The organism is Pseudomonas sp. Ag1 (genome assembly GCF_000278565.1).
GTDB lineage: Bacteria > Pseudomonadota > Gammaproteobacteria > Pseudomonadales > Pseudomonadaceae > Aquipseudomonas.
On sequence record NZ_AKVH01000108.1, the window covers coordinates 68161 to 88297 of the forward strand.

Consider the following 20137-nt stretch of genomic DNA (forward strand, 5'->3'; position numbering starts at 1 on the left):
AAAACACGGTGCTGCATTTGGGAGCGCTGCGCACTCCAGCGGGAGCAAGCTCCCTCGCCACAAGGAAAACCGCTGTACACTGCTGATCCGCGAAAGGAGCCTGCCATGCTGATTGTTGCCGACGAAAATATCCCGCTGCTCGATGCATTCTTCGAAGGATTCGGCGAGATTCGCCGGGTTCCGGGCCGGTCCATTGACCGCGCGACGATCGAGCAGGCCGATGTGCTGCTGGTGCGTTCAGTGACCAACGTCAACCGGGCCTTGCTCGAAGGCACGCCGGTGCGGTTTGTCGGCACCTGCACCATCGGCACTGATCACCTCGACCTCGATTACTTCCAGCGCGCCGGCATCCAGTGGTCCAGCGCCCCCGGCTGCAATGCCCGTGGCGTGGTCGACTATGTGCTGGGCAGCCTGCTGACCCTGGCCGAGATCGAAGGCGCCGACCTGGCCCAGCGCACCTACGGTGTGGTGGGTGCTGGTGAAGTCGGCGGGCGTCTGGTCAAGGTGCTCAAGGCGTTGGGCTGGAACGTGCTGGTGTGCGACCCGCCCCGGCAGATCGCCGAGGACGGTGATTACGTCAGCCTGGAGCAGATCGTCGAGCAGTGCGATGTGATCAGCCTGCACACGCCGCTGAACAAATCCGGCAACGGCTCCACCTGGCACTTGTTCGACCGCGAGCGCCTCAACCAGCTCAAGCCCGGTGCCTGGCTGATCAACGCCAGCCGCGGCCCGGTGGTGGACAACGCCGCCCTCAAGGAGGTGCTGCTGGAGCGCGAAGACCTGCAGGCCGTGCTGGATGTGTGGGAAGGCGAGCCGCAGGTGGACGTCGACCTGGCCGACCTGTGTGTGCTGGCCACCCCGCATATCGCCGGCTACAGCCTGGACGGCAAGCAGCGCGGCACGGCGCAGATCTATCAGGCGTTTTGCCGGCATCTTGGTCAGGACCCGACGATTCAATTGAGCGACTTGCTGCCGGAGCCGTGGCTGGCCGAAGTCAGCCTCAATGCCAATACCGATCCGGCCTGGGCCTTGGCGACCCTGTGCCGCAGCGTGTACGACCCGCGCCGTGATGACGCGGATTTCCGCCGCAGCCTGGTAGGCACAGTGGATGAGCAGCGCAAGGCCTTCGACCTATTGCGCAAGCACTACCCCGAGCGGCGTGAGATTGACGGCTTGAAAGTGCGGATCAACGGCGAGTCTGCCGCCTTGTCGAGCATCGTGGCAGCATTGGGCGCACAGGCAATCTGAAGGCATAAAAAACCCGGCCATCAAGGCCGGGTTTAAGAGAGCGTGGGCGAATCAGCCTCGCTTGGCAGGCTTGACCAATTTCTGTTCCAGTTCGGCGCACGCGCTCTGGATCATTTCTTCGGTGATTTGCACTTCGCGGCCCTGAGCGTCGATATACGAGCAAGGCAATTGCTGCGGTTGGCGGATCACTTGAATTTTGGCGTTGCTGCTGTTTTGCAAGGACATGGCCCGTCTCCTCATCAGGTTGTGTACCTACTTTAAAACCCCCGCGTGACCGCGTTGTTACAACTCCTTGCGCGGCCCGCAGATCGAATGCCCAGTCCAGCAGAAACCGATACAAATTTCCAGCCGGTCCTTAGACCGATAGCCTCTAGGGCCTAGGTTCGGTGAGCATAATTAACCTGACTCATTGTGATTCGCTCAAGTTCCCCCCATGTAGCTATGCAGGTTCCCGTCTCCAACCTTCAGGTGAAACCCTCCATGCTCTCAGCCCGTCAACGCCGCGCGATTCGCCTGGCCAGTCGCTTCGTCGCTCCCTACCGCTGGCAGGCCCTGGGCGCCTTGTTGGCGCTGATCGTCACCGCCGGCATTACCTTGTCCATGGGCCAGGGTATTCGCCTGCTGGTGGACCAGGGGTTCATGACCCAGTCGCCGCACCTGCTCAACCAATCCATCGGTCTGTTCATGATCCTGGTGCTGGGCCTGGCGGTGGGCACCTTTGCGCGGTTTTACCTGGTGTCGTGGATCGGCGAGCGGGTGGTGGCGGACATCCGGCGGCAGGTGTTCAACCACTTGATCTACCTGCATCCGGGCTTCTACGAAAACAACCGCAGCTCGGAAATCCAGTCCCGGCTGACCACCGACACGACCTTGCTGCAATCGGTGATCGGCTCCTCGCTGTCGCTGTTCCTGCGCAACGCCTTGATGGTGATCGGCGGGATCGTGCTGCTGTTTGTCACCAACCCCAAGCTCACCAGCATCGTCGTGATAGCGCTGCCACTGGTGCTGGCGCCGATCCTGATCTTCGGCCGCCGGGTGCGCAGCCTGTCGCGCCAGAGCCAGGATCGCATCGCCGATGTCGGCAGCTATGTGTCCGAAACCCTCGGCCAGATCAAGACCGTGCAGGCCTACAACCACCAGGTCCAGGACGAACAGCGCTTCGCGCTGACGGTGGAAGAGGCCTTCACCACCGCCCGCAAACGCATCGTGCAGCGCGCCTGGCTGATTACCCTGGTGATCATGCTGGTGCTGGGCGCCGTGGGCGTGATGCTCTGGGTCGGCGGCATGGACGTGATCGGCGGGCGCATTTCCGGTGGTGAGCTGGCGGCGTTCGTGTTCTACAGCCTGATCGTCGGCAGTGCCGTCGGTACCTTGAGTGAAGTGTTGGGCGAGTTGCAGCGCGCCGCCGGTGCGGCGGAGCGGATTGGCGAATTGCTGCAGTCGAGCAATGAGATCAAGGCGCCCGAAGCCAACGTGATCAAGCTGCCGGAGCGGGTCAGCGGCCGCCTGGAAATCCAGGATTTGCGCTTCTCCTATCCGTCGCGTCCGGATCGTTTTGCCATCGACGGCTTGAGCCTGAGCATCAATGCCGGCGAAACCCTGGCCCTGGTCGGTCCGTCCGGCGCGGGTAAATCGACGATGTTCGATCTGTTGATGCGTTTCTACGATCCCCAGCAAGGCCGCATCCTGCTTGAAGGCCACCCGCTGACCGAGCTGGATCCGCTGGACCTGCGCCGCTGTTTCGCCCTGGTGTCCCAGAGCCCGGCGCTGTTTTTCGGCAGCGTTGAGGAGAACATCCGCTACGGCAATCCGACGGCCACCTTTGCCCAGGTCGAGGAGGCGGCGCGCATCGCCCACGCCCACGACTTCATTTTGCAAATGCCCGACGGCTACCAGACCCACCTGGGCGACGGCGGCATGGGCCTTTCGGGCGGCCAGCGCCAACGCCTGGCCATCGCCCGGGCCTTGTTGGTGGATGCACCGATCCTGCTGCTGGACGAAGCCACCAGCGCGCTGGACGCCCAGAGCGAACACCTGATCCAGCAGGCGCTGCCGCAGTTGATGGAAGGGCGCACCACCCTGGTCATAGCCCACCGGCTGGCCACCGTGAAGAATGCCGACCGGATTGCCGTGATGGACCAGGGCAAGCTGGTGGCGGTGGGGACGCATCAGCAACTGATCGCCAGCAATCCGCTGTATGCACGGCTGGCGGCGTTGCAGTTCAGTGATGGTGAGTCGACCACCCACTGATTCACCGCCCACAAAAAATGCCCGCATCTCTCAATGCGGGCATTTTTTATGGGACAGCGTTACTTACTGATCATCAAAATACCGCTCATGCCAATCCACCAGCGGCTGCGGTGCATTGAGCTTCTGCCCGTAGATCACCGAATAAGACAGCACGTTCTGCACATACTGGCGGGTTTCGTCGAACGGGATGCTTTCCACCCACACATCGAAACTCAGGTGATCGGCGCCGCGCAGCCATTGGCGTACACGGCCCGGGCCGGCGTTGTAGGCGGCGGTGGCGAGCACGCGGTTGCCGTTGAACTGGGCGTGGACCTGGCTCAGGTAGGCGGCGCCGAGCTGGATGTTCTTGTCCGGGTCGAGCACCTGCTGTTGCGAAGCCAGCGGGATGCTGAACTTGCGCGCAGTCTCCTTGGCGGTGCCGGGCATCAGTTGCATCAGGCCGGTGGCACCGACGCCGGAACGCGCGTCGTCCATGAAGGCGCTTTCCTGGCGGGTGATCGCAAATACCCAGCTGGAATGCACGCCGCGGACCTTGGCTTCGCGCACCAGGGTGTCGCGGTGGGCCATCGGGAAGCGGATGTCCAGGTCGTCCCAGTACTGCGCCTGGCTGATGGTGCGGATCGCCGGGAAGTACCACTTCATGTCGTAGGCCAACTTGGCCTGGGCGACCATTTCGTCGCGGTTGAAATGCCGGCTGACGTGGTACCACTCGCGGCGGCCATCAACGATCTGGCCACGGGCGTAGAACTCCAGGGCGCGGCGCACGCCCGGTGTGTTGCGTACCTTGTTCATCAGCGCCTGGCTCATCACCAGTGGCTTGTTGTTCAGTTGGTACGGGGACTGGGAGCGATCCGCCGCCAGGAAACCGTAAAAGTCTCGTTCCTTGGCCAGGCCCTTGTACATCACCAGGGCTTGCGGGTTCTTCGGCTCTGCCAGTTCCAGGCTGCGGGCCTGCCAGTAGCGCCAGCGGTTGGTGGTGGCCAGGTCCTGGGGCAGCTTGCGGGTCAACTGGTAGGCGTCTTCCCAGCGGGCCAGGCGCAACAGCAGGCGCAGGCGCCATTCGGAAACGGTGTTGTCCCGCAGTTCCGGATCGTATTTGGTCATCACGTCGAGGGCGCGCGGGTCGTAGCGACGCGCCAGGGTCAGGCCGATTTCCCGGGCGATCGACACTTTTTCGTCACGAGAGAAGTGCATGCTGCTGGCATAACCGTCGAGCAGGGCCATGGCCTTGTCCGGGTCCTGGCGTGCCAGGCGGCGCAGGCCCAGGCCTACGGCATCGGACATGGCTTCGTTGGCCGGCAGGAAGCGCGATGGGTCGCCGAGCATGTCGGGCTTCTGCGCCACGTCCACCATCAGGCGGCCCTGGGCGCCGAGGGTCGGCAGGGTCTTCACCAGGCTGTTGGCCAACGGATAGTTGCGGGCTTCGGCGGCCAGCTTGGCGCGGTCCCATATCTTCTGTTCGGTCAGTTGGCCGTCGGCGGCCCACTGGCCAAAGGTGGCATCACAGGCCGCAGGCTGGGATTTACCGGTCAGCCACAGCTTCTCGGTGGTTTTATAACCTTCGGCTTTTTGGTTGTGGGTCAGCTGGAATTGGCCATGGAGGCAGTCCAGTTCGACGAAATTGAGTTTGGCGTCGTAGTACTTTTCAAAGGTTTGCCAGTCGCCACGGTCGGCCAGCCAGCGCAACCAGCGCAGTTTCATCCAGTTGGCCTGGGGCAGGTCGCCGTTCTTGGCGAGGAATTGTTCGATCTCCTCGTTGCTGGCGGTTTTCAGTCGCGCCGTGAGCTCGTCGTAGGCGAGGTACGGCGTCAACGGGTAGTCGGCCAGGGCCTGGCTGTATTGGAAATACGGGCCGCTGTCGCCTTTGGCGAGGGCTCGTTTGGCTTCATCGTAATATTGACGTTGGGTGGTGAGGTCCACGGCCTGGGCGGATTGAACGGCGGTGGCAGAAAGAAGCAGACAAGATAAAAAGCTGAAAAGGCGACTGCGCATGAGACGTCCGTGCAGAGGAATCTGGACTAGTGCCGACGTCGCCGACACTGATTGCCCCTAGCTTAGCCTTTTGCCCGCAACCGGTGAAAGCTTTGCCGGTCGCTTCGTTCAAGTTCATCTGAAATGTCCAACAGAACGTGTCAGCGGCGAAAATGCCGGCCGCCTCGAGCCCTAAGTCAGGTAGAATGCGCGCCCAGTTTTTGGAGAAGCGTATGACCCTGCTCAAATTCAGCGATGTGTCCCTTGCTTTCGGCGCTATGCCGTTGTTGGACAAGGTGTCCTGGCAGATCGCCCGTGGTGAGCGGGTGTGCATCATCGGCCGCAACGGCACCGGCAAGTCCAGCATGATGAAGCTGGTAAAAGGCGACCAGAAGCCCGATGACGGCTCTGTCTGGCGCGCCCCGGGCCTCAAGATTGGCGAATTGCCGCAAGAATTGCCGGTGGCCGACGGACGGACAGTGTTCGACGTGGTTGCCGAAGGCCTCGACGGCGTGGGCGCACTGCTCGCCGAATACCATCACCTGGCGCAGAACTGCGTCACCGAAGCCGACCTGGACAAGCTGATGCACGTCCAGCAAGACCTCGAAGCCCGCGACGGCTGGCGCTTGCAGCAATTGGTCGACAGCACCCTGAGCCGCCTGCAACTGCCCGCCGACAAGACCCTCGCCGAATTGTCCGGCGGCTGGCGTCGCCGCGTCCTGCTGGCCCAGGCCCTGGTTTCCGAACCGGATCTGTTGCTGCTCGACGAACCGACCAACCACCTGGACATCGGCGCAATCGCCTGGCTTGAAGAAGCCCTCAAGGATTTCCAGGGCGCCGTGCTGTTCATCACGCACGACCGTTCCTTCCTGCAGAACCTGGCAACCCGCATCCTCGAACTGGACCGTGGCGGCCTGATCGACTGGAACGGCGACTACGCCAGTTTCCTGGTGCACAAGGAAGCCGCGCTGTCTGCGGAAGAAACCGCCAATGCCCTGTTCGATAAGAAGCTGGCCCAAGAAGAAGTCTGGATCCGCCAGGGCATCAAGGCCCGCCGCACCCGTAACGAAGGCCGCGTACGTGCCCTGAAAGCCCTGCGTGTCGAGCGCAGCGAGCGCCGTGAACGCACCGGCAAGGCCAATATCCAGCTGGACACCGCCGACAAGTCGGGCAAGCAAGTGATGGTCCTGGAAAACGTCAGCTTCCATCACCCGGACGGCCCGTTCCTGATCAAGGACTTCTCCATGGTCCTGCAGCGCGGCGACCGTATCGGCCTGCTCGGCGCCAACGGTACCGGCAAGACCACCTTGCTCAAGCTGATGCTCAACGGCCTGCAACCCACCAGCGGTACCGTGGAAGAGGGCACGCGCATCGACGTGGCCTACTTCGACCAGCTGCGCCACCAGTTGGACCTGGAAAAAACCGTGATCGACAACGTCGCCGAAGGTCGCGACTTTATCGACATCGACGGCCAGAGCCGCCACGTGCTGAGCTACCTGGGCGACTTCCTGTTCAGCCCGCAGCGTGCACGTACGCCGGTCAAGGCCTTGTCCGGTGGTGAGCGTGCGCGCCTGCTGCTGGCCAAGTTGTTCAGCAAGCCAGCCAACCTGCTGGTACTCGACGAACCGACCAACGACCTCGACGTGGAAACCCTGGAACTGCTGGAAGAGGTCTTGCTGACCTTCAATGGCACCGTGCTGATGGTCAGTCACGACCGGGCATTCCTTGACAACGTGGTCACCAGCACCCTGGTCTTCGAAGGTGAAGGCAAGGTGCGTGAATACGTCGGTGGTTATCAGGACTGGCTGCGCCAGGGCGGCTCGCCGCGCCTGCTGGGCGTGACCGAGAGCAAGTCCGGCAAGGCTGACTTGACCTCGGCCGTGGTTGCTCCAGTGGCTGCTGCTCCGGCACCAGCCCAGGAAGCACCTGCTGCGAAGAAGAAGCTCAGCTACAAGCTGCAACGTGAGCTGGAAGCACTGCCGGGTGATATCGACGCCAAGGAACAGCAGATTGCTGCCGTTGAAGCTGAAATGGCTGACGCGGGTTTCTACCTGCGTCCGGCTGCAGAAACCGCCAAGGTCATTGCATCCCTCGAGCAGCTTAACAGCGAGCTTGAAGCCCTGGTTGAACGCTGGGCCGAGTTGGATGCCTGAGTGATTCAAGCGCAATAAAAAACCCGGCGCTCATTTGTATGAGCGCCGGGTTTTTTGTATGAAACGCGGTTCAGATGTGGGAGCGGGCTTGCTCGCGAATGCGGTGTGTCAGTCCATATATTTATCGACTGATCCACCGCTTTCGCGAGCAAGCCCGCTCCCACACAAGCCCGCTCCCACATTGGATTGCCGTTGGTCTTACGAGCTCTTGACCAGTTTCACGGCCAGCACATCGCAAGGTGCGCCGTGCAGCACGTCATTGGCGGTTGAGCCCAGCAGCAAGGCCAGGCCGTGACGGCCGTGGCTGCCGACCACGATCAGGTCGCAACCTTGCTCCTTGGCCAGGTGGTGGATTTCCTGGCGCGGCTGGCCGTAGGTCAGGTGGCTCTGGTCTTTTTTCAGGGCAGGGTATTTGTTGATCAGCCGGTCAAGGCGTTCCTTGGCCTGGTCGAACTGCTGCTGTTGCAGTTGGGAAAGGTCCATCGGCACATCGCCGCCAAAGGCCATGGCCATCGGTTCGACGATATGCACCAGGGACAGCTTCACCGAGTCGCCTGCAAGGCCTACGGCCCGCTTGATCACGGGGTCGCATTCTTCGGTCAGGTCCACGGCGACCAGAATATGTTCGTAGGGCATGAGGAGTCCTCCAAGGGAAAGCGATAAGTTCAGTATGGCTGGTTTCAAGCGGATGGGGTTGCGTCAGGTCAAATCCGCTCATCAAGAAATTCGGGAGTACACATATGACGGTCTGGATAGTGGTGTCAATCCTTGCGCTGGTTTTAAGCCCCCTGGCGTGGCTGCGTCCTTCGCGCCATTCGAGCGGGCGCATGGCTTTGCGCATGGAGGCGCGGCGCATTGGCCTGGCCATGCAACTGACGCCCCAGGAATGGCCGCACTGGCTCAAGCACGAGCCGCCAAGCCCGTGTGCCCAGTATCACCGGCCACGGCGTGGCACCACGCGGGTGACCTGGAGTTACTGGCAGTTGGAGCCAGGGGTTTGGGTCAATCAGTGGCAGGAAACCTGCGTCGATGAAAAGTTGTTGCCACATTTTGCGACGCTGCCGGCAAACGTCTACAAAGTCGAAGCCGACAAGCAAATGATCACCCTGTACTGGGGCGAGAAGGGCGAGTTGAGCGTGTTGCAGGACATTGACGCAGTGCTCAAGGCGCTGGCCTGAGATTCCTGCGGGCATTAAAAAGCCCGAAAGCATCATCGGGCTGGAGTTGGCCAGGCAGGCCGGTAATTCGTTTTACGTGCCGCTAGCCTAGCCGCATATTCGGTTCTGTACAGCCCTTTAAATCAAAATTCACATTATTGATTTCGCGAATGATTAAACATTGGCGGGGCGATGCCGGCTGCCCCGGGTTCTGAAATGACTGAAAAGTCGCGTTTTTGCGGCCCTTTCGAGCGATTGACAATTCGTCGGATTTGGCTGAAGGTGACGTACCCAAATCAAACGGGCGTATGAATTGAGCGTTTGTCTTTCAGACCGTTCGTACAGAATCCCGACTATCGCGTTGGCGGGTGTGCCTGGCAAATTGGCGTTAGCATCGACGGTAACGTCAGTGCCTACGCTGAATCCTGCGTCCGACGTGTACTGTTCAGCTTCCATATCGTGGAGATCAGTTGATGATTTACGAAGGTAAAGCCATCACGGTTAAGGCTCTTGAAAGTGGCATCGTCGAATTGAAATTCGACCTCAAGGGTGAGTCCGTCAACAAGTTCAACCGTCTAACCCTGAATGAATTGCGTCAGGCCGTAGACACCATCAAAGCAGATGCTTCGGTCAAGGGCGTGATCGTCTCCAGCGGCAAGGACGTGTTCATCGTCGGCGCTGACATCACCGAATTCGTCGACAACTTCAAGCTGCCCGATGCCGAGCTTGTGGCTGGCAACCTCGAAGCCAACAAGATTTTCAGCGATTTCGAAGACCTCAACGTGCCGACCGTTGCCGCGATCAATGGCATCGCCCTGGGCGGCGGTCTGGAAATGTGCCTGGCCGCCGACTTCCGCGTGATGTCTGCCACCGCGAAAATCGGCCTGCCGGAAGTCAAGCTGGGCATCTACCCAGGCTTCGGCGGTACCGTGCGCCTGCCGCGCATCATCGGTGCCGACAATGCCATCGAGTGGATTGCCGCCGGCAAGGAAAACCGTGCTGAAGACGCGCTGAAAGTCGGCGCCGTGGATGCTGTGGTGGCTCCCGACAAGCTTGCAGAAGCCGCGCTGAACCTGATCAAGGGCGCCATCAGCGGCGAATTTGACTACAAGGCCAAGCGTCAGCCAAAGCTGGAAAAACTCAAGCTCAACGCCATCGAACAGATGATGTCGTTCGAAACCGCCAAGGGTTTCGTGGCTGGCCAGGCCGGCCCGAACTACCCGGCGCCGGTTGAAGCGATCAAGACCATCCAGAAGGCCGCGAACTTCGGTCGCGACAAAGCCCTGGAAGTCGAAGCTGCCGGTTTCGTCAAACTGGCCAAGACCTCTGCCGCGCAGAGCTTGATCGGTCTGTTCCTGAACGATCAGGAACTGAAGAAAAAGGCCAAGGCCTACGACGAAATCGCTCGCGACGTGAAACAGGCTGCCGTACTCGGCGCCGGTATCATGGGCGGCGGTATCGCCTATCAGTCGGCGTCCAAAGGCACGCCGATCCTGATGAAAGACATCAACGAGCACGGCATCGAGCAGGGTCTGGCAGAAGCCGCGAAGCTGCTGGTAGGCCGCGTTGATAAAGGCCGCATGACTGCAGCGAAAATGGCTGAAGTGCTTAACGGCATTCGTCCGACCCTGTCCTACGGTGATTTCGGCCACGTCGACCTGGTGGTCGAAGCGGTTGTCGAGAACCCGAAGGTCAAGCAGGCGGTACTGGCTGAAGTTGAAGCCCAGGTGAAAGAAGACACGATCCTGGCGTCCAACACCTCGACCATTTCCATCACCTTGCTGGCCAAGGCCCTCAAGCGTCCGGAAAACTTCGTCGGCATGCACTTCTTCAACCCGGTGCACATGATGCCGCTGGTGGAAGTGATCCGTGGCGAGAAGTCCAGCGAGCTGGCCGTTGCCACCACCGTTGCCTACGCCAAGAAAATGGGCAAGAACCCGATCGTCGTCAATGACTGCCCGGGCTTCCTGGTCAACCGCGTACTGTTCCCGTACTTCGGCGGTTTCGCCAAGCTGGTCAGCGCCGGTGTGGACTTCGTGCGCATCGACAAGGTCATGGAAAAATTCGGCTGGCCAATGGGCCCGGCGTACCTGATGGACGTGGTCGGCATCGACACCGGCCACCACGGTCGCGACGTAATGGCTGAAGGCTTCCCGGATCGCATGAAAGACGACCGCCGCTCGGCGATCGACGCGCTCTACGAAGCCAAGCGCCTGGGCCAGAAGAATGGCAAGGGTTTCTACGCCTACGAGACCGACAAGAAGGGCAAGCAGAAGAAAGTGGCCGACCCATCGGTTCACGAAGTACTCGCGCCGGTCATCTACGAACAGCGTGAAGTGTCCGACGAGGACATCGTCAACTGGATGATGATCGCCCTGTGCCTGGAAACCGTGCGCTGCCTGGAAGACGGCATCGTTGAAACCGCAGCCGAGGCCGACATGGGCCTGGTCTACGGTATTGGTTTCCCTCCATTCCGTGGTGGTGCGCTGCGTTACATCGATTCCATCGGTGTGGCCGAGTTCGTTGCCCTGGCTGATCAATACGCTGATCTGGGCCCGCTGTACCACCCGACTGCGAAGCTGCGCGAGATGGCCAAGAACGGCCAGAGCTTCTTCGGTTAAGTGCCCAGACGACTAGAGCGAGAATATTTATGAGCTTGAATCCAAGAGACGTCGTGATTGTCGACTTCGGTCGTACTCCGATGGGCCGCTCCAAGGGCGGCATGCACCGCAACACCCGTGCCGAAGACATGTCGGCGCATCTGATCAGCAAATTGCTGGAACGCAACGTCAAGGTCGACCCGAACGAAGTCGAAGACGTGATCTGGGGCTGCGTCAACCAGACCCTGGAGCAGGGCTGGAACATCGCCCGCATGGCTTCCCTGATGACGCAGATCCCGCACACCGCTGCCGGCCAGACCGTCAGCCGCCTGTGTGGCTCGTCCATGAGCGCGCTGCACACCGCTGCCCAAGCGATCATGACCGGTAACGGTGATGTGTTCGTGGTTGGCGGCGTGGAGCACATGGGCCACGTCAGCATGATGCACGGTGTGGATCCGAACCCGCACATGTCCCTGTACGCGGCGAAAGCCTCGGGCATGATGGGCCTCACCGCTGAAATGCTCGGCAAAATGCACGGCATTACCCGCGAAGCCCAGGATGCATTCGGCCTGCGTTCCCACCAGTTGGCCCACAAGGCAACCGTGGAAGGCAAGTTCAAGGATGAAATCATCCCGATGAACGGCTACGACGAGAACGGTTTCCTGAAACTGTTCGACTACGACGAAACCATTCGTCCGGACACCACCCTGGAAAGCCTGGCGGCCCTGAAGCCGGCCTTCAATCCAAAGGGCGGCACCGTGACAGCCGGTACTTCGTCGCAGATCACTGACGGTGCTTCGTGCATGATCGTGATGTCGGCCCAGCGTGCCCAGGACCTGGGTATCCAGCCGATGGCCGTGATTCGTTCGATGGCAGTCGCAGGTGTGGACCCGGCAATCATGGGCTATGGTCCAGTACCGGCCACACAAAAAGCATTGAAGCGCGCAGGCCTGACTATCTCCGACATCGACTTCTTCGAGCTCAACGAAGCTTTCGCCGCACAGGCCCTGCCAGTGCTGAAAGATTTGAAAGTGCTCGACAAGATGAACGAGAAGGTTAACCTGCACGGCGGCGCGATTGCCTTGGGTCACCCGTTTGGGTGTTCCGGCGCTCGTATCTCCGGCACGTTGCTTAACGTGATGAAGCAAAATGGTGGCAACCTTGGGGTTGCAACCATGTGCATTGGCCTCGGCCAAGGCATCTCCACCGTCTTCGAACGTATCTAAACGTTTCGTTGACGGAAGCCGGGGCCCAGTGCCCCGGTTTTTGTTTTTTGGAATTTTTTATATTTTTTTTAACAAATTTTGTAAGAGGGCCAGAGCATGAAAGTCGAACCAGGGCTCTACCAGCATTATAAAGGTCCGCAGTACCGCGTTTTTAATGTGGCGCGGCATTCCGAGACCGAAGAGGAAGTGGTGTTCTACCAAGCACTGTATGGCGATTACGGCTTTTGGGTGCGTCCCTTGAGCATGTTCCTGGAGACCGTCGAAGTTGACGGCGAACAGGTCCCGCGCTTTGCTTTGATGCAGGCCGAACCCAGCCTTTTTTCCGTGCAATAAAGGCAGGCCGCGCAGAATGCTGCGCTTGACCTCACCTTGTTGCCACTATATATAGCGTTGCCGCGTCAGGCGCCAACCGCCTTTCACTTCTCGAATTCAGGAATTTTCCGATCCATGGGCAAATCGCTGGTCATTGTGGAATCCCCGGCTAAGGCCAAGACCATCAACAAGTACTTGGGTAACGAGTACGTGGTGAAGTCGAGTATCGGCCATATCCGAGACCTGCCCACCAGCGGTTCGGCTAGCGCCAGCAAGGAGCCTGCCGCCAAGCGCGGCAAGGCGGCTGCGGGCGAAGGTCCGGTGCTCACGCCTAAAGAGAAAGCGCGCAAGCAGCTGGTCTCGCGCATGGGTGTCGATCCCGATCATGGCTGGAAAGCCAAGTACGAGATCCTCCCGGGCAAGGAAAAGGTCATCGAAGAGCTGCGCCGGCTCGCCAAGGATGCTGACACCATCTATCTCGCAACCGACTTGGACCGCGAAGGGGAGGCTATTGCCTGGCACCTGCGGGAAGCCATCGGGGGTGACGACAGCCGCTACAAGCGCGTGGTGTTCAACGAAATTACCAAGAAGGCGATCCAGGAAGCCTTCTCCAAGCCGGGCGAACTGGACATTGACCGCGTCAATGCCCAGCAGGCCCGTCGCTTCCTCGACCGCGTCGTGGGTTACATGGTCTCGCCGCTGCTGTGGGCGAAAATCGCTCGTGGCCTGTCCGCCGGCCGTGTGCAATCGGTTGCGGTAAAGCTGGTGGTGGAGCGTGAGCGCGAGATTCGTGCGTTCAACCCTGAAGAATATTGGGAAGTGCACGCTGACCTGGGCACTGCCAAGGGCAACAACGTACGCTTTGAAGTGGCCCGCGAGAAAGGCGAGGCCTTCAAGCCGCTCAACGAAGCCCAGGCCATGGCCGCGCTGGAGAAGCTCAAGGCTTCCAGCTACAGCATCGTCAAGCGTGAAGACAAGCCCACCAGCAGCAAGCCGTCGGCGCCGTTCATCACCTCCACCCTGCAACAGGCCGCGAGCAACCGCCTGGGCTTCGGGGTGAAGAAGACCATGATGATGGCCCAGCGCCTGTATGAAGCGGGCTACATCACGTATATGCGTACCGACTCCACCAACCTGTCGCAAGACGCGGTGGCGATGGCGCGTACTTATATTGAAAGCGAATTCGGCAAGAAGTACCTGCCGGAGAAGCCGAACGTCTATAGCAGCAAGGAAGGCGCACAAGAGGCTCACGAAGCGATTCGTCCCTCCGACGCCAACACCGAGCCAAGCAAGCTGAGCGGCATGGAGCGCGACGCTGAGCGCCTCTATGAGCTGATCTGGCGCCAGTTCCTGGCGTGCCAGATGCTGCCGGCGCAATACCTGTCGACGACTGTCAGCGTGGGTGCTGGTGACTTCGAGCTGCGTGCCAAGGGCCGTATCCTCAAGTTCGACGGTTATACCCGCGTGATGCCGCAAATCGCCAAGCCGGGCGACGACGATGTACTGCCGGACATGGCGCAGGGCGATGTGTTGAAGCTGATCAAGCTCGACCCGTCCCAGCACTTCACCAAGCCGCCGGCGCGTTACTCGGAAGCCAGTCTGGTCAAGGAGATGGAAAAACGCGGTATCGGTCGTCCTTCGACCTATGCGGCGATCATCTCCACCATCCAGGACCGCGGCTACGTGGCCTTGCACAACCGTCGTTTCTACTCGGAAAAGATGGGCGACATCGTCACGGAGCGCCTGTCCGAGAGCTTCTCCAACCTGATGGACTACGGCTTCACCGCCGGCATGGAAGAGAACCTCGATGACGTGGCCCAGGGCGAACGCGACTGGAAAAACGTGCTCGACGAGTTCTACGGCGACTTCAAGAAGAAACTTGAAGTGGCTGAAAGCGCCGAGAACGGCATGCGGGCCAACCAGCCGGTGATGACGGACATTCCGTGCCTCACTTGCGGTCGCCCGATGCAGATTCGTACCGCCTCCACCGGTGTGTTCCTCGGTTGCTCGGGTTACAGCCTGCCGCCGAAAGAGCGCTGCAAGGCCACCGTCAACCTGGTGCCGGGCGATGAAATCGCGGCCGATGACGAGGGTGAATCCGAGTCACTGGTATTGCGTGGCAAGCACCGTTGCCCGATCTGCAGCACGGCAATGGATGCCTACCTGCTGGACGAGAAGCACAAGCTGCACATCTGCGGTAACAACCCGGATTGCAACGGCTACGAGATCGAAGAAGGCACTTACCGCATCAAGGGCTACGAAGGCCCGAGCCTGGAATGCGACAAGTGCGGCAGCGAGATGCAGCTCAAGACCGGCCGTTTCGGCAAGTTCTTCGGTTGCACCAACCCGACGTGCAAGAACACCCGCAAACTGCTGAAAAGCGGTGACGCGGCGCCGCCGAAGATGGACCCGGTGAAGATGCCTGAGCTCAAGTGCGAGAAGGTCAACGACACCTACATCCTGCGTGATGGTGCTTCGGGGCTGTTCCTGGCTGCCAGCCAGTTCCCGAAAAACCGTGAGACCCGTGCACCGCTGGTGATGGAGATCGTGCCCCACAAGGACGAGATCGATCCGAAGTACCACTTCCTCTGCGAAGCGCCGAAGAAGGACCCGGACGGTCGCCCGTCCGTAATCCGCTACAGCCGCAAGACCAAGGAGCAGTACGTGCAGACCGAGGTTGAAGGCAAGCCTACCGGCTGGAAAGCGTTCTACGACGGTGGCAAGTGGAAGGTCGAGGACAAGCGCCAGGGCGCTTGATACGATCAGCTACATGCACAAAGGCCGCCTTGATAGGCGGCCTTTTTTTGCGCTTGCAGTGGCCTTGGCTGATCCGTGACACTGTTCAGCCAGCATCACGCCTTATTCGTTGTGGAGACTGCCTTCATGGCCAACGAACTCTATACCCGTACCAACCAGAAAATTTACTTCGCGGGTTTGTCCCTGGAAGCCCTTGGCCGTGCCGAGGAAGGAAAGGAGATGAACGCTATCGCGCTGGTACAGGCCGGGCGTGAAGCCGCGCTGTTCCACCTGTATGGCGCCTTGCTTGGCTTGTGCCATGAGATTGCCGGGTTCTACCGTCTGCCGCAGGCCGGCTCGCCGCGTGCGGAAATGATCATCCACCGGGATGTGCTGGAGTCCATGGCCATCCCGGAGTTGGCCGAACTGGTGGAGATGGCGCAAAGCCCGGACAGTTGGCTGGCGCGCTTGCTGGTAGCCCACGCGGAGATGTTCCAACCGCCACGGGTGAAGCACACGCCCAAAGGCGATGTGACCCAGCCGCTGATCGTGGCCGTAAGCCTGGACGAAGAAGGACCCGAGCCGTTGAGCCGGGAAGAGCTGGAAAGCTGGCGGCAGGAGCTGAAGAAGTTGGCCATTCGGTTTCGGGATGGATTGAACGAGTGCTGAAGGCTTCTCGCTGACAACTACCGCTCTTGTGGCGAGGGAGCTTGCTCCCGCTGGGTTGCGAAGCAGCCCCAAGGCTTTTCAGGCCTGGCAGTGTCAGCTGTCGGAGGGCCGCGGCTCAGCCCAATGCGGGCAAGCCCGCTCGCCACAAGACTGATATAATGCCGGCCTTTCGTGGAGAACAGACTTTTATGCCAACGTCCTTTCTGGAAATTGTTGAGTTGCCCGACGGCCGAATCGAGCTGCGCCGGGCTGAGGACGAGGGTTCTCTGGTGATCTTGGATTTTTCCGAGGACGCAAAAGCGTTCCTGCAGGGCCAGCACGTGGAAGTGGCAAAAGCCATGTTGAGCGTAGGTGTGCAGATGGCGGGGCGCCTGGCTGAAGGCGAACCGGAAAAGGAAGACGGCCCGCGGATTCTTCACTGAGTCCGTCTGTCGACTTTTTTACAGGCTTCAATTGTGCAGATCGGCTTCTCAATTCTGAAGAAGCCTCGCGTCATGGCGGATCCTGACAGCTGTCAGTTACCCGCGTATCGTTTTATCCCAACCGAATGTTCAAGCTTTGCGCATCACCTGTGCGGGCGGCGCTGATCAGTTGCTGCCTGGCCGCTGTGGTCAGCGGGTTCAGCCAGCTGACCACCGTATGGCTACGGCCCAGGCGCAAGGCTTCGCAGGTCAACTGCTGGGCGCTTTGAGCACCACGGGGTTGCAGCAACAGGATGCGTTCGCGGTTCAGGCCGGCATCCCGCAACCAGGCCTGGGTCAGGCTGGATGGCGGGGCGATCAGCGTCAACCAGCGGGCGTCCTGTTCCTCGCTCAGTTCGCGAAGGATCGGCGCCAACAGGCTCAGGCAGTTCCCGGCAGCACCGCGCAACGACAGTTCACTGAACGCCTCGGGTTCGGCGCTCCAGGGCGCTTCGACCACTTCCTTGAGGATGGGCGCAAGGGGCTGGGCCATAAAGGCCTCAAACAGCGACAGTTGAGTGTGTTGTGGGGTCTGTAGGAACTGCATGATGCCTCCGTTAGCGGCGAATAACGCCGACGCTCAAGCCTTCAATCACCAGGTCCTGATCCTTCAGGTTCACTTCAATCGGCGCGAATTCGGGGTTCTCGGCCAGGAGCCAGACCTTGCTGCCTTCGCGCTTGAAGCGTTTGACCGTCACTTCATCGCCGATACGGGCGACGACGATCTGGCCATTGCGAGCTTCACGTGTGGTGTGGACGGCCAGCAGGTCGCCGTCGAAAATGCCCACGTCCTTCATGCTCATGCCATGGACCCGCAACAGGTAGTCGGCACGGGGATGGAAGAAGGTCGGGTTGATGTTGCAGGATTCCTCGACGTGCTGTTGCGCCAGGATCGGCGCACCGGCTGCGACGCGGCCGATGATCGGCAGTGTCGACTCGTCGGCCTTGGCTTCGAAGCCAGGGATACGAATACCGCGTGAAGCACCCGGGGTCATCTCGATCGCGCCTTTGCGGGCGAGGGCCTTGAGGTGTTCTTCAGCGGCGTTGGGTGACTTGAATCCCAGTTCCAGCGCAATTTCCGCCCGGGTCGGCGGGTAGCCGTTATCATCGAGGCAGCGCTTGATAAAAGCCAGAATCTCAGCTTGGCGTGGCGTCAGTTTTAGCATGTTGATCGCTCTGTCTTTTTATACAGTGACTGGGATTATATACAGTGGACTGCGCTTGGCAATCACCGTTTTCAGTCACTCCGCTGGACGGTCATTTATCACCTGTCCTACACACTGGAGACAGCGCTGCCTACAGACCTTGGCGAATGTGATTAAATGGCCATGAAATAGCTGACCGGCCAGCCGCAAACCGACCTGCAGGCTTGACAAGACATAGCTTGAAACGTATGTTTCAAACAAGTGTTTGTCAGGCGGAGTAGCCATGGCCCAGTCGGAAACCGTTGAACGCATTCTCGATGCTGCCGAGCAGTTGTTCGCGGAAAAAGGATTTGCTGAAACTTCATTGCGGCTGATTACCAGCAAGGCCGGGGTCAACCTGGCGGCAGTGAACTACCATTTCGGCTCCAAGAAGGCGCTGATCCAGGCCGTGTTCTCACGTTTCCTGGGGCCTTTCTGCATCAGCCTCGACCGCGAGCTGGAGCGTCGCCAGGCCAAGCCTGAAAACAAGCCAAGCCTGGAAGACCTGCTGGAGATCCTCGTCGAGCAAGCCCTGGTGGTTCAGCCACGCAGCGGCAACGACCTGTCGATCTTCATGCGCCTGTTGGGCCTGGCGTTCAGCCAGAGCCAGGGCCACCTGCGCCGCTATCTGGAAGACATGTACGGCAAGGTGTTCCGCCGCTATATGTTGCTGGTCAACGAAGCCGCCCCTCGTATCCCGCCAATCGAACTGTTCTGGCGCGTGCACTTCATGCTCGGTGCCGCGGCATTCAGCATGTCCGGGATCAAGGCACTGCGTGCGATTGCCGAGACCGACTTCGGCGTCAACACCTCCATCGAGCAGGTCATGCGCCTGATGGTGCCGTTTCTCGCCGCCGGCATGCGTGCCGAAACCGGCGTCACCGACCAGGCCATGGCCGCCGCCCAATTGCGCCCGCGCAGCAAGTCAGTACCGGTCCCGGCCAAGGTTTAACCCCTCCCGGGTGTGCGCGGCCGCTTGCATCCGCTAAGCTAGCCGCCCATGCCGATTTCAGCTATTTATCCACAGCCCGTTGCGCTCGCTGAGCGTCCGTCTCCAGATTCAATCCTGGCGATGCGATCTCGCGGGGGCTTCGGGCTGCGTGCGTTATTTAAGGAAGCTATATGACCCAAGCCCTGCAAGGCTCTTTGATGGTGGACGTTGCCGGCACCTGGCTGACGGCTGAGGATCGCCACTTGTTGCGTCAGCCCGAGGTGGGCGGCCTGATCATTTTTGCACGCAATATCGAGCATCCTCGGCAGGTGCGTGAATTGAGCGCGGCGATTCGCGCCGTGCGCCCGGACCTGTTGCTGGCGGTCGATCAGGAAGGCGGCCGAGTGCAACGCTTGCGTCAGGGGTTTGTGCGTCTGCCGGCGATGCGTGCCTTGGCCGACAACCCGAATGCGGAGCAACTGGCCGAGCAGTGCGGTTGGATCATGGCAACCGAAGTGCTGGCGGTTGGCCTGGACCTGAGCTTCGCCCCGGTGCTGGACCTCGATTACCAACGCAGCGCCGTCGTGGGCACTCGCGCCTTCGAAGGCGATCCCGAGCGCGCCGCCGTGCTCGCGGGCGCCTTCATCCGTGGTATGAACAGCGCCGGTATGGCGGCCACCGGCAAGCACTTCCCCGGCCACGGCTGGGCCGAAGCCGATTCCCACGTCGCCATTCCCAACGACGAGCGCAGCCTGGAACAGATTCGCGCCAATGACCTGGTGCCTTTCGCGCGCCTGAGCAAGCAACTGGCAGCCGTCATGCCGGCCCATGTGATTTATCCACAAGTGGACGCGCAACCGGCCGGCTTCTCCCGGCGCTGGTTGCAGGACATCCTGCGTGGCGAGTTGCAGTTCGACGGGGTGATCTTCAGTGACGACCTGTCGATGGCGGGGGCTCATGTGGTCGGTGATGCTGCCAGTCGTATTGAGGCGGCGTTGACTGCCGGTTGCGACATGGGCCTGGTGTGCAACGACCGCGCCGCCGCCGAGCTGGCCCTGAGTGCCGCCCAGCGCATGAAGGTCACGCCGTCGGCGCGTATCGCGCGGATGCGTGGTCAGGCGGTGGCGTCGACCGAGTACAAGCAGGATCCGCGTTGGTTGGCGGCGTTGGGTGCGCTGCGGGATGCTCAGTTGATCGACTGACAACTGCGGTGCGCCCTTCGCGAGCAAGCCCGCTCCC

Annotated in this window: 17 protein-coding genes; 12 read left to right on the forward strand and 5 right to left on the reverse strand. The window is 60.6% G+C overall.

What is annotated here, in order from left to right; genetic code table 11:
* Positions 1-105 precede the first annotated feature (105 nt).
* Entirely contained in the window at positions 106-1248 is a 1143-nt protein-coding gene (gene pdxB / locus A462_RS08210) for a 4-phosphoerythronate dehydrogenase PdxB (RefSeq protein ID WP_008437589.1), read from the forward strand.
* Between the two features lie 51 nt (positions 1249-1299).
* Here pdxB and A462_RS34655 read toward each other — a convergent pair whose 3' ends face one another.
* Positions 1300-1473, reverse strand: a complete 174-nt coding sequence (locus A462_RS34655; protein ID WP_003218992.1) for a PA1571 family protein — start codon at positions 1471-1473, stop codon at positions 1300-1302.
* Between the two features lie 216 nt (positions 1474-1689).
* Here A462_RS34655 and A462_RS08200 point away from each other — a divergent pair, with 216 nt between their 5' ends.
* A complete protein-coding gene (locus tag A462_RS08200) occupies positions 1690-3498 on the forward strand; it encodes an ABC transporter transmembrane domain-containing protein (protein WP_177325581.1) in 1809 nt (602 codons plus the stop codon).
* Positions 3499-3561: 63 nt separating this feature from the next.
* On the opposite strand, the gene A462_RS08195 is transcribed toward A462_RS08200, so the two are convergent.
* The gene (locus A462_RS08195) at positions 3562-5490 is read right to left on the reverse strand and encodes a transglycosylase SLT domain-containing protein (RefSeq protein ID WP_008437594.1); all 1929 of its coding nucleotides are present in this window, start codon (positions 5488-5490) and stop codon (positions 3562-3564) included.
* 212 nt (positions 5491-5702) lie between these two features.
* Here A462_RS08195 and A462_RS08190 point away from each other — a divergent pair, with 212 nt between their 5' ends.
* Positions 5703-7622 (forward strand): ATP-binding cassette domain-containing protein, encoded by a 1920-nt coding sequence (locus A462_RS08190; protein ID WP_003218986.1) that lies wholly within the window; start codon positions 5703-5705, stop codon positions 7620-7622.
* 198 nt (positions 7623-7820) lie between these two features.
* On the opposite strand, the gene A462_RS08185 is transcribed toward A462_RS08190, so the two are convergent.
* Positions 7821-8258 carry a universal stress protein gene (locus tag A462_RS08185; RefSeq protein WP_003218985.1) on the reverse strand — a complete coding sequence of 146 codons (438 nt, stop codon included), beginning with the start codon at positions 8256-8258 and terminating at the stop codon, positions 7821-7823.
* Positions 8259-8362: 104 nt separating this feature from the next.
* Here A462_RS08185 and A462_RS08180 point away from each other — a divergent pair, with 104 nt between their 5' ends.
* From A462_RS08180 to A462_RS08150, 7 genes are all read left to right on the forward strand, one after another.
* Positions 8363-8800 carry a hypothetical protein gene (locus tag A462_RS08180; protein WP_003218981.1) on the forward strand — a complete coding sequence of 146 codons (438 nt, stop codon included), beginning with the start codon at positions 8363-8365 and terminating at the stop codon, positions 8798-8800.
* Positions 8801-9252: 452 nt separating this feature from the next.
* Entirely contained in the window at positions 9253-11400 is a 2148-nt protein-coding gene (gene fadB / locus A462_RS08175) for a fatty acid oxidation complex subunit alpha FadB (protein ID WP_003218979.1), read from the forward strand.
* Between the two features lie 29 nt (positions 11401-11429).
* Entirely contained in the window at positions 11430-12605 is a 1176-nt protein-coding gene (fadA, locus tag A462_RS08170) for an acetyl-CoA C-acyltransferase FadA (protein WP_003218978.1), read from the forward strand.
* Positions 12606-12701: 96 nt separating this feature from the next.
* Positions 12702-12938, forward strand: a complete 237-nt coding sequence (locus tag A462_RS08165) for a DUF1653 domain-containing protein (protein ID WP_008437597.1) — start codon at positions 12702-12704, stop codon at positions 12936-12938.
* A 114-nt stretch (positions 12939-13052) separates the two neighbouring features.
* Positions 13053-15674: a type I DNA topoisomerase gene (gene topA, locus A462_RS08160; protein WP_003218973.1), complete on the forward strand. Its 2622-nt coding sequence runs from the start codon at positions 13053-13055 to the stop codon at positions 15672-15674.
* A gap of 126 nt (positions 15675-15800) precedes the next feature.
* Positions 15801-16322, forward strand: a complete 522-nt coding sequence (locus A462_RS08155) for a DUF6586 family protein (RefSeq protein WP_003218971.1) — start codon at positions 15801-15803, stop codon at positions 16320-16322.
* A gap of 188 nt (positions 16323-16510) precedes the next feature.
* On the forward strand, positions 16511-16744 hold the full coding sequence (locus A462_RS08150; RefSeq protein ID WP_003218969.1) for a hypothetical protein: 234 nt from the start codon (positions 16511-16513) through the stop codon (positions 16742-16744).
* 112 nt (positions 16745-16856) lie between these two features.
* Here the strand turns inward: A462_RS08150 and sulA are convergent, their stop codons facing one another.
* Both sulA and lexA read right to left on the reverse strand, forming a co-directional pair.
* Positions 16857-17330 carry an SOS-induced cell division inhibitor SulA gene (sulA, locus tag A462_RS08145; RefSeq protein ID WP_003218967.1) on the reverse strand — a complete coding sequence of 158 codons (474 nt, stop codon included), beginning with the start codon at positions 17328-17330 and terminating at the stop codon, positions 16857-16859.
* A gap of 10 nt (positions 17331-17340) precedes the next feature.
* Positions 17341-17949, reverse strand: coding sequence for a transcriptional repressor LexA (gene lexA / locus A462_RS08140; RefSeq protein WP_003172575.1), 609 nt, complete (start codon positions 17947-17949; stop codon positions 17341-17343).
* Between the two features lie 262 nt (positions 17950-18211).
* Here lexA and psrA point away from each other — a divergent pair, with 262 nt between their 5' ends.
* Positions 18212-18919 (forward strand): transcriptional regulator PsrA, encoded by a 708-nt coding sequence (psrA, locus tag A462_RS08135; protein WP_003218964.1) that lies wholly within the window; start codon positions 18212-18214, stop codon positions 18917-18919.
* A 170-nt stretch (positions 18920-19089) separates the two neighbouring features.
* Complete coding sequence (gene nagZ / locus A462_RS08130) at positions 19090-20100, forward strand: beta-N-acetylhexosaminidase (protein WP_003218962.1); 1011 nt, start codon at positions 19090-19092, stop codon at positions 20098-20100.
* Positions 20101-20137: the final 37 nt, after the last annotated feature.

Bases quoted from the DNA above. Each gene is read 5' to 3' on its own strand.
- pdxB (WP_008437589.1), top strand. From the start codon at position 106: ATGCTGATTGTTGCCGACGAAAATATCCCGCTGCTCGATGCATTCTTC.
- A462_RS34655 (WP_003218992.1), bottom strand. From the start codon at position 1,473: ATGTCCTTGCAAAACAGCAGCAACGCCAAAATTCAAGTGATCCGCCAA.
- A462_RS08200 (WP_177325581.1), top strand. From the start codon at position 1,690: ATGCAGGTTCCCGTCTCCAACCTTCAGGTGAAACCCTCCATGCTCTCA.
- A462_RS08195 (WP_008437594.1), bottom strand. From the start codon at position 5,490: ATGCGCAGTCGCCTTTTCAGCTTTTTATCTTGTCTGCTTCTTTCTGCC.
- A462_RS08190 (WP_003218986.1), top strand. From the start codon at position 5,703: ATGACCCTGCTCAAATTCAGCGATGTGTCCCTTGCTTTCGGCGCTATG.
- A462_RS08185 (WP_003218985.1), bottom strand. From the start codon at position 8,258: ATGCCCTACGAACATATTCTGGTCGCCGTGGACCTGACCGAAGAATGC.
- A462_RS08180 (WP_003218981.1), top strand. From the start codon at position 8,363: ATGACGGTCTGGATAGTGGTGTCAATCCTTGCGCTGGTTTTAAGCCCC.
- fadB (WP_003218979.1), top strand. From the start codon at position 9,253: ATGATTTACGAAGGTAAAGCCATCACGGTTAAGGCTCTTGAAAGTGGC.
- fadA (WP_003218978.1), top strand. From the start codon at position 11,430: ATGAGCTTGAATCCAAGAGACGTCGTGATTGTCGACTTCGGTCGTACT.
- A462_RS08165 (WP_008437597.1), top strand. From the start codon at position 12,702: ATGAAAGTCGAACCAGGGCTCTACCAGCATTATAAAGGTCCGCAGTAC.
- topA (WP_003218973.1), top strand. From the start codon at position 13,053: ATGGGCAAATCGCTGGTCATTGTGGAATCCCCGGCTAAGGCCAAGACC.
- A462_RS08155 (WP_003218971.1), top strand. From the start codon at position 15,801: ATGGCCAACGAACTCTATACCCGTACCAACCAGAAAATTTACTTCGCG.
- A462_RS08150 (WP_003218969.1), top strand. From the start codon at position 16,511: ATGCCAACGTCCTTTCTGGAAATTGTTGAGTTGCCCGACGGCCGAATC.
- sulA (WP_003218967.1), bottom strand. From the start codon at position 17,330: ATGCAGTTCCTACAGACCCCACAACACACTCAACTGTCGCTGTTTGAG.
- lexA (WP_003172575.1), bottom strand. From the start codon at position 17,949: ATGCTAAAACTGACGCCACGCCAAGCTGAGATTCTGGCTTTTATCAAG.
- psrA (WP_003218964.1), top strand. From the start codon at position 18,212: ATGGCCCAGTCGGAAACCGTTGAACGCATTCTCGATGCTGCCGAGCAG.
- nagZ (WP_003218962.1), top strand. From the start codon at position 19,090: ATGACCCAAGCCCTGCAAGGCTCTTTGATGGTGGACGTTGCCGGCACC.